We start from the raw sequence: 7,177 nt of genomic DNA, 5'->3' as shown, positions 1-7,177 counted from the left end.
ATTCTTATTTTAAAGAAATCTATGATGGCTTATATGCCGGTACCGACAACAGTTTTACGGGTGGGGACAATGAAGCAAATGCCTTTGATTCTTACTTTGGTAAAATCGGATACAACTACGGTTCCAAATATTACTTTGATGCAACCCTGAGAGCGGATGCTTACTCAGACTTTGGTCCTAATAACCGTCGTGGTTATTTCCCTGGTGCTTCCGTTGGTTGGAGAATGTCTGAAGAAAACTTCTTCAAAGACAATATCTCTTTCATCAGCGACCTGAAACTGCGTGCCAGCTATGGTATCGTAGGTAACTCCAACATCAAGGCGTATGCTTACAGAAGCTTGTATGGTGGTGGTAGTTATGCAGACCTCAATGGTTTCTCCCAGTACCAGATCGGTGATCCGAACCTGCAATGGGAAAAATCCAAAAAGCTGGATATTGGTATCGATGCCACCCTGCTGAAAAACAGGATCACCGTTACGGCTGATTATTTTAACAGCAATATCGACCACCTGATCCTGGATGCGCCGGTACTCGCAACTGCCGGTATTCCCTGGGCTCCGGACGGCACCGTTGGTTCTGTCCTGACCACCAACGTAGGTGCGATGTGGAACAAAGGTGTTGAATTAACCCTTAATACCCGCAACATTGAAACCAAAGACTTTACCTGGACTTCCAGCCTGAACGTGACCTTTATTAAAAACAGGGTAACCGCTACTGCTGACGGATCTGACCTCGTGAAAGTAAACAACCGTGCCAGCGTGGGCAAAACACTCGGTGTATTCCGCCTGATCGAATGGGGTGGCGTGAATCCTGAAACAGGTTTCCCAATGTACTACAACAAGAATCATGAACTGGTAATGTATAACCCAACGCCAGGCGCTACCAACAAATGGACCACTCCTGACGGCAAAACCGCCAAGAGCCCTGTTTCCGCCAGTGATGCACAGTACCAGGATAAATCAGGTTACCCTACTTTCTTTGGTGGTTTCAACAATACCTTTAGCTATAAAGGTTTTGACCTGAGCATCTTCCTGCAATACAGCGGTGGCAACTACGTGTATAACGGTACCCGTGCTGCTTTGCTGACTACTTTCTTTGGTAATAACCTGGAAGAAGTTAAAAACAGATGGACACCGGAAAATAAAAACACCGACATTCCCAAGTTATTCCTCGCTGATGCGACTATCACACAGGCATCTACCAGGTGGCTGGAAAAAGGCGACTTCGTGAGAGCCCGCGAAATCAGCCTGGGTTATACTTTCCCTGGCATCAAACAAAAACTGGGTATGAACTCTTTACGTGTATACGGCCTGGTACAGAATGCCTTCATTATTACCAAATACAAAGGTTCTGATCCGGAAGTAAATACCAACCGTGACAGCAATATCAACTATGGCGTAGATAACAGAGGCGTACCTATTCCAAGAATATTTACACTGGGTTTAAATGTTGGATTCTAATTGTTAGTGATTTTAAAAAAGAGAATTATGAACTTTAAAAATAAATCAAACTTCACTACAAGGCTTAACAGCCGCCTGGCCATGGGTGCTGTGGCGCTGGCGTCTACGGTGATGTTTTCCTGCTCCAAAGTAAATGAACAGCAACCATATGCCAGTCTGGACCCTAAAGATGCGTTCAGTAACCCGGAAAGGATTGAAAAGTCGGCAGTAGGGATGTATGATGCATTGCAAAATAAGGAATTCCTCGGTGGCCGTGTATTGATCTATGCCGACCAGCGTGGTCTGGATGTAAACAGTTCCGGCTATTTTACCAACCTGGGTACTTTTGATATGGTGTCCAACAGTGTATTTGCTTTCAACTGCTGGTCCGGTGGTTACAGAACCATCAATGAGAGCAACTTTTTCAGCCAGAACCTGAAAGAAAATGAAAGCGTGGTAGGACCTGAGATTGCTGCCGGTTATTATGGTGAAGCTAAATTCATCCGCGCACTGGCTTATTTTTACCTGGTGAATACTTACGGGCAGACATATGTAGCCGAAGCCGGTGCTACGCAACCAGGCGTACCATTGATCCTGACAGCGCCAAAGGATGGTGCGGCAGCAACAGATCCTTCCAACAAGGTACCCCGCAACTCCGTAAAAGATATCTATGATCAGATGATCAAAGATCTGCTGGAAGCAGCACCTGCATTGCCTGTCGCTACCGGCGATGGTTTTGCAGATCATGCCAGAGCTACCAAAGGTGCTGCACATGCCCTGTTGTCCCGTATTTATTTATACCAGGGTAACTGGGCTAAGGCCAGAGATTTCGCTGATAGCGTGCTGCTGTCTGAAGCCGGATACGAGCTGGATGCTACTCCTGCCGCTGTTTTTTCTGCAGGCAACTACCAGTCTTCCACAGAGCGTATTTTTTCTGTAGCGATGAACTCCGGTGATAACCCAAACACCAATAACGCCCTGGGTCAGCATTATGGTTCCAACGGTCGTGCAGATATTTCCATCAGCACCGCCTACCGTACTTTGCCTAATTTCAACTACCAGACCGACCTGAGAGGTAAACCTTTGTTTAGCTATAGCATCAATGCCGCAGGAGATACCACGGCTTTTTATACCAAAAAATTCTTTGGTACGAGCACCTTTGATGCCTGGGTACCGGTGATTCGTTTGGCAGAAGTAATGCTGATCAAAGCAGAAGCATTGGCCAGACTGAATACCGCTGCTCCTGATGCAGGCGCCATCACCTTGCTGAATGCTATCAGGGCAAGAGCAAAAGCCAGCGTTTTAGCACCTGCCACACAGGCAGAACTGATCACCAATATCCTTACAGAACGCCGCATAGAACTGGCTTTCGAAGGACAAGGTGTAATGGACTTCCAGAGAACACAACGTGATATTCCTGCCCACGGCAACGTGGTAACGCAGTCATGGAAAGGTAAGTATACCATTTTCCCGCTGCCTATAGCGGAGTTAGAACGTAATCCGAATATGGCACAGAACGAAGGTTACTAATCTGGGGAGGGGAAGGCCTTCGGCCTTTGTCTTTACTCAGGATTAGACTGATGGAGATGATTTGGATGATTTTTTTTCTGATGATTGTTTTCTGATGATTGTTTTCTGATGATTGTTTTATTTTTCCCGGCTACAGATGTAGCCGGGATTTTTTTTGTTTATACAATCTATCAGCGCTTACCTGAAGAATATTTTTCTCACTGCTTTGTTAAACCTTTCTATGATGTACACATTTCCTTCGCTATCGATAAACAGGCTATTGATATTGGAGAAAGCCGCCTGGTTCAATGTACCATCCACATATCCGCCGGAAGGAGGCGCCGTGCCACCTTTCCAGCCGGTAACGGTCATCACCGCATCGGCTGTGAGCATACGGATCGCATTATTATCTGCCACGTACAGCACCCCGGCTGAGTGATCTATTACCACGCCGGTCAATCCGGAGAAACCAGCGCTTAGCAAAGGACCATCGTTGTAACCGTACTGAGAACCGGCATACACTGTTTTGTTGGCATCTGCCAGTTTAAATACCTTCGGATCATTATCGTTGGTATAAAATACACTCCCCGCATTATCAATGGCAATGCTGCTTCCCGGTGTTTCATAACTGTTACGTGCCACAGGGCTGGTATTACCCACCGCGTCTATTTTCATCACACCACCATATTGCGCGCCTACATATAAAACACCATTTTTATCAATACCCAAACCAATCGGCGTGAAAGCAAATTTCGCCACGGTGGTAACTACACCGGCCGGCGTTATTTTACGCAGCGCTTTGGCAAACTGTTCTACCACATACAGGTTATCCTGTGCATCGACGGTGATCGCCGTCACAAAGTTGAATGCCGCTGCTGTACCGGTACCATTGGTACTACCGGATGATCCATTGGCCTGACCAGCAAACAACGTCACCTTACCATCCGGCGTTACCTTCTTCACCACATTCACATCGGTTACAAAAGCATTCCCGTGTTTGTCTACCGCCAGCGCCGCAGGATACGCAAAATCAGGCGAATTGGGGCCGCCGGCGATCGTCATTACACCGGCGCGTTTAAACACCGGACCGGTGGCAGCAAGACCGCCGGATTTCACTTCTACCGTGCCGGTAGTAATACCAACGGGCACCACTACACGCAGCGTAGTATCTGTTGCCGCCGTTACCGGTATGGTGATGCCGTTAAAAGTGACTACGTTATCACCAGCGTTGGTGCTAAAGCCGGTTCCTTTTAGGATCACTTCAGTACCTGCCAGGCCATTGTCCGGGATCAGTTGTTGTACGCCCAGCGACTGCTCTTTAAACAACGGACCGGCTGTTTGCTGCCCGTTCACCATTACCTGCATGTTGCCAGTACCCGCTCCTGCCGGCACTTTCACGATGATTTGTTTATCGGCCGTGGTGGTCACTACCGCTGGCTTTCCGTTAAAGGAAACACTTACTTCATCTGTCAGATTGCTAAAATAATCGCCGGAGATATTGATCAGCGCACCCGCTGGTGCGCTCAACGGCGTTACTGTTTTAATCAGCGGTTTAGGCACCACGGTAAATACATTACCAATCGTTTTTTGTCCGTTGATGCTCACGGCTACCGGACCGGTAGCTACGCCTTCCGGTGCGGTGACTACCAGTTTATTATCTGTGGCGCTCACCACGGCGGCGGCCTTGCCATTAAAAGTTACGGTATTGCCGGCAACAGCGGTGCTGAAGCCTTCCCCGCTGATCACCACCTGTGTGCCTGCGCCGCCTTTCACCGGCTTGATAGCGCCGATGTTTTGAAACGTAAAATCAGGACCATTCACTGCTTTGCCATTTACCGTGACGGCTATTTTACCGCTCCCTGCCCCTACCGGCACCGCGGCTACCAGCAAAGTATCCGTGGCGCTGGTAATCAGTGCCACCTTGCCGTTTACGGTAACCGTAGGCGGCCCTTCCAAACTACTGAAGCCCGCGCCATGAATCGCGATATTCGTACCTGCGGGACCGTTAGCCGGGCTTACATTATGTAAACTCAACGCCTGGTAGGTATAGGTTCCCAGATCCATTTTTCGTTCACCGGATTGTACCTGTAAGGTACCAGTGCTCCCCTGCTCCGGGGCCAATACTATCAGGATGGAATCACGGGCATCTACTACTTTCGCAGCAGTACCATTAAAACTTACGGTCACTTCTTTGTTAAACCCCTGCCCTTGCAGGGTGACGATAGTACCTGCATTTCCGCTGTTAGGCCAGAATGTTTTTACATTCAGCGCCACCGCATCGTTATCATTATTTTTCCTGCAGGCTGCGATCAGTATACAGCAGAGCGCCAGCAGGGATAAATATTTTTTCATGTTGTGTGTATTAATCACTTTAAAAAGAATACCGCAGGCCCATTTGCACCTGTGCACGGGAATTAAAGAAATCGACCGAATAAGGCTTGCCCGGATTTTCGAAAGTATATACCGGGTAAGCGCCGGGGTTCTGCTGTGCCGGAAATACCGGCGTCAAACCGGTACTGGCAGTAGAATTGAAGGTGTTCGGTGAAAAATATACTTTACCCCAGCTGCTATTGACCAGGTTGGTCAGGTTCACAATATCCACGGTGAAAGTGATGAACTGTTTGGCACCAAAATGATATTCCTGCGCAAAGTGCAGATCCGCCTGGATGTTCCAGGGCGTGCGGCCGGCATTACGTTCGGTGAACTGTCCCCGGCGGGACCGCAGGTATTTATCGCTATCAATGTAGGCATTGAAAGCAGCGGCCTGTTCTTCTGCGCTCACCCCTTTGCCCTGGAAATAATTCACGGCTTCTGCTGCTGTGGGGATGTACAATAGGCTCACCTGTTGCGGTAAACCTTGTATACTGTTATTCACCACGCCGTACGTAAAGGGGCTGCCCGATTGTGCCGTAGCAAAAATGGTGAGGGTACTCACCCAGGTGTTGCTCCAGGCTTTGTGGTAAGTAACGTTGCCGACTACACGATGACGCACATCAAAGTTTGACCATGCCAGTCCGGGATTGTTGGGATTGAGTGCCTGATTCAGCTGCCAGTTGCTTTCCATGGAGTTACGGATACCATTGGAAATATCTTTGGAACCGCCATAGGTATAGGCCAGCGAAGCCTGGATACCCGAAGGGAAGCTGCGGTTCACGCTACCGGTAATGCTGTAGCGGTAACCTTTACTGGTGTTACTTAACAGGTAAGCATTGGAAAAATGAGGGTCTACCGTGCCACTATAAATAGGTTGCTGACGGTCTTTATCGTACCCATAGTATTTTGGATCGTCTTTGATATTCACCTGCTGGAACAGCACATCTTTTAATGTTTTGGTGTACATCGCTTCCACGGTGTATTTAAATCCTGCAGGGCTGAGATAATCCACCCCTACACTGCTGCGCCATACCTGTGGCATCACAAAGTTGTTGTCCAGTACATCTACCTGTGTTTTACCTGCGTTGCGGTTATTCATCAGGGCGCCGTTCAGTTCAATAAATTGTGCGATCCCATTTGGATTCGGTTTTAGTGGATCGCTGCCCGGTGCAAATGCTTTGGTATCGGCTTTCTGGTCAAAAGAGCCGTAGTTGATGCCATTGTTATAATACGCGTAGGCTATCCAGGCGAAAGGAATACGGCCGGTAAACAGACCCGTTCCACCGCGTACAATCAGGCTTTGATCGCCTTTCCAGTCGAAGCGGAAACCCAGGCGCGGCGATACCTGCACTTTGCCGAGGTAGCCGTTGTTGATGCGGTTGAGCGGCGTATAGGTGTAAGTGTTACCAAAGAAACCATCTGTTATGGCGTTCTGTGTTTTATCACTCAGCGCCGGCTTTTCCGGCAGCCAGGTATAGTCGGCACGCAGGCCCGGAATCAGTTTCAGTTTGTCGGTTACCTGTATTTCATCCTGTGCATATACGCTGTGCATATTTACATTGAACTTCGCTTCCGGGTTTTCCAGGATATAATCCCGGCTGTTGTTGGTATAGTTATAACTTCCTCTTACGCGGTAAGGGTTGTTGTTGAGATAATCTTCAATGCTGAGATAGTCCACACGGCCATTCCAGCTATTCACAAACCCGTAGTTGATGCGGTACAGTTCATTGTGCGTACCCAGTAACACCGTATGTTTTCCTTTGCGCCAGGTGAGGTTATCAGAAATTTCGATGGTACGTTGTTTCATATCGAAGATGCTGGCTTCGCGGTCGGTACCGAGGTAAATGGTGGTGCCG

The 7,177-nt window shown here is 48.4% G+C and carries 3 protein-coding genes and 1 pseudogene; 2 read left to right on the top strand and 2 right to left on the bottom strand.

The annotated features are described in order from the left end of the window. Both VIP81_RS31480 and VIP81_RS31475 read left to right on the top strand, forming a co-directional pair. A partial coding sequence (locus VIP81_RS31480) for a TonB-dependent receptor domain-containing protein (RefSeq protein WP_331971485.1) occupies positions 1 to 1,460 on the top strand: 1,460 nt, incomplete at its 5' end. A 27-nt stretch (positions 1,461 to 1,487) separates the two neighbouring features. Beyond that, on the top strand, positions 1,488 to 2,969 hold the full coding sequence (locus VIP81_RS31475; RefSeq protein ID WP_331971482.1) for a RagB/SusD family nutrient uptake outer membrane protein: 1,482 nt from the start codon (positions 1,488 to 1,490) through the stop codon (positions 2,967 to 2,969). Between the two features lie 177 nt (positions 2,970 to 3,146). On the opposite strand, the gene VIP81_RS31470 is transcribed toward VIP81_RS31475, so the two are convergent. Further along, complete coding sequence (locus tag VIP81_RS31470) at positions 3,147 to 5,300, bottom strand: IPT/TIG domain-containing protein (protein ID WP_331971478.1); 2,154 nt, start codon at positions 5,298 to 5,300, stop codon at positions 3,147 to 3,149. A 19-nt stretch (positions 5,301 to 5,319) separates the two neighbouring features. Continuing rightward, positions 5,320 to 7,177 (bottom strand): annotated as a pseudogene (locus VIP81_RS31465) (TonB-dependent receptor); the annotation flags it as partial.

This window comes from Chitinophaga sp., from assembly GCF_036566945.1.
GTDB lineage: Bacteria > Bacteroidota > Bacteroidia > Chitinophagales > Chitinophagaceae > Chitinophaga.
The sequence above is the reverse complement of the archived record's forward strand: the minus strand, read 5'-3'. Positions and strand labels throughout refer to the sequence as shown.

What these genes read in the sequence shown, in the direction of transcription:
- VIP81_RS31470 (WP_331971478.1), bottom strand. Translation starts at nt 5,300, where the DNA reads ATGAAAAAATATTTATCCCTGCTGGCGCTCTGCTGTATACTGATCGCA.
- VIP81_RS31475 (WP_331971482.1), top strand. Translation starts at nt 1,488, where the DNA reads ATGAACTTTAAAAATAAATCAAACTTCACTACAAGGCTTAACAGCCGC.